This is a genomic window from Variovorax sp. 01T439_2, assembly GCF_056398445.1.
Window position 1 is genome coordinate 1 of the sequence record NZ_JBFTPJ010000906.1, and the last position, 2,380, is coordinate 2,380.

The 2,380-nt window shown below is 67.7% G+C and carries 2 protein-coding genes; both read right to left on the reverse strand.

Translation table 11 applies throughout. The features are described 5' to 3' along the window. On the reverse strand, nucleotides 1–1,562 hold a 1,562-nt coding region (gene rpoN / locus AC1DOC_RS29590), incomplete at its 3' end, for an RNA polymerase factor sigma-54 (protein ID WP_478131117.1). Between the two features lie 17 nt (nucleotides 1,563–1,579). Continuing rightward, entirely contained in the window at nucleotides 1,580–2,374 is a 795-nt protein-coding gene (gene lptB, locus AC1DOC_RS29595) for an LPS export ABC transporter ATP-binding protein (protein WP_412510239.1), read from the reverse strand. Nucleotides 2,375–2,380 lie beyond the last annotated feature (6 nt).

A 2,380-nucleotide genomic window follows, 5' to 3' on the forward strand; every position in this document is an offset into this window, starting at 1 on the left:
ATGCGCAGGGCCTCGCGGTACTTGGCCACGGTGCGGCGCGCGCACTCGATGCCCTGCTCCTTGAGCATCTCGGAGATCTGGCTGTCGGACAGCGGCTTCTTGATGCTCTCGGAGCTCACGAACTGCTTGATCAGCGCGCGCACCGCGGTGCTCGACGCATTGCCGCCGGTCTCGGTGCCAAGCGCCGAGCCGAAGAAGTACTTGAGCTCGACCGTGCCGAAAGGCGTGGACATGTACTTGGCCGTGGTCACGCGCGAGATGGTCGATTCGTGCAGGCCGAGTTCGTCGGCAATCTCGCGCAGCACCAGTGGCCGCATCGCGAGCTCGCCGTGCACGAAGAAGCTCTTCTGCCGCTCGACGATGGCGTTGCTCACGCGCAGGATGGTGTCGAAGCGCTGCTGGATGTTCTTGATGAACCAGCGCGCCTCCTGCAGCCGCTGCGACAGCGCCTGGCTGCCCTCGCCCTTGTGCGACTTGAGCGCGCCTGCATAGATGTCGTGCACGCGCAGCCGCGGCATCACCTCGGGGTTGAGCATGACGCGGAACTTGGCGTTGGTGCCGCGGCCGATCTTGGTGACGATCACGTCGGGAATGACGATGTTGCGCTCGACGTCGACAAAACGGCGGCCCGGCTTGGGCTCCAGGCGCGAGATGACCTGCAGCGCCGAGCGCACCAGCTCTTCGTTGGTGCGCGTGAGCGTGGCCAGGCGCTTGAAGTCGCGCCGCGCGAGCAGCTCCATCGGCTGCTTGCAGATCGCGATGGCGGTCTTGCGCACCAGCGCCTGTTCCTCGGTCTCGCTTTCGCTCGCGAGCGCGCGCAGCTGGATGCAAAGGCATTCGCCCAGGTCGCGCGCGCCGACGCCGGCCGGCTCCAGGCTCTGCAGCAGGCCGAGCGCCACCTGGAAGTGGTGCACCAGCTCGTCGAACTGGTCGTTGTCGTCGCCCGCGAGGCCCGAGGCCAGCGCCGGCAGGGAGTCTTCGAGATAGCCGTCGTCGTTGAGCGATTCGATCAGGAAGCGCAGCGCGGCGCTGTCGTTCTCGTTCAGCCGCAGGCTCAGCGCCTGCCGGTGCAGGAAGGACTGCAGCGACTCCTGGCTGCGCGCGAGTTCGGTGGCGTCGGCGCGCTCGTCGTCGCCCAGGTTGTTCTGGCGCGCGGGGGCATCGCTGCCCCATTCGCTGTCGTCGGGCGCCATGTCGACGGTGCCGTCGCCTTCCCAGTCGGGCTCGCGCTCGGTGGCGTCGGCGGCAGGAACCTCGGACTCGGCCGTGGAGGCAGTTTCGCTCGAAGTGCTGGTCGTGCTGCTGGCCGGGGCCGAGCTGAATTCGCCCTCGGCGGCTTCACCGGCCTCGTCGCGCGGCACCGGCGTGTCGATGGCGTCGAGCCCGAATTCCTCGCGCGCGGCTTCTTCCGCGGTGCGTTCGAGGAACGGGTTCTCGTCCAGCATCTGCTCCACTTCCTGGCTCAGTTCGAGCGTGGACAGCTGCAGCAGCCGGATCGACTGCTGCAGCTGGGGCGTGAGCGCCAGGTGCTGCGAAACGCGAAGGGACAGCCCTTGCTTCATGGAGACCGACTCCTCCCTTACATCCGGAAGTGCTCGCCGAGGTACACCCTGCGTACTTCGGCGTTGTCGACGATCTCCGAGGGTGTGCCTTGTGCCAGCACATGCCCGTCGCTGATGATGAACGCGTGATCGCAGATGCCCAGCGTCTCACGCACGTTGTGGTCGGTGATGAGCACGCCGATGCCGCGCTCCTTCAGGAAGCTGATGATCCGCTGGATCTCGATCACCGCGATCGGGTCGATGCCGGCAAAGGGCTCGTCCAGCAGGATGAAACGCGGCTGCGTGGCCAGCGCGCGGGCGATCTCGACCCGGCGCCGTTCGCCGCCCGAGAGCGCGAGCGCGGGCGAATCGCGAAGATGGTCCACCCGCAGGTCGGCCAAAAGGCCCGAGAGGCGCTCCTCGATGCGCTGCCTGGTCAAGGGCGCGGGCTTGCCGCTGGCGTCGGGCTCGCGCTGGAGCTCGAGCACGGCGCGCACGTTTTCCTCGACCGTGAGCTTGCGGAAGATGGAGGCTTCCTGCGGCAGGTAGCTCAGGCCCATGCGCGCGCGCCGGTGGATCGGCATGTGGGCGATGGGTTCGCCGTCGATGGTGATCTCGCCTGCGTCGGCCCGCACCAGCCCCACGATCATGTAGAACGAGGTGGTCTTGCCGGCGCCGTTGGGGCCGAGCAGCCCGACGACCTCGCCCTTTTGCACGTCGAGCGAGACATCCCGCACGACCTTGCGGCTGCCGTAGCTCTTCTGCAGGCCGCGCACCACCAGGCGGCTGCCCGGCGTGCCGTCGGCGTTCTGGGTTCCAGCGGCTTCGATCACTTGCGC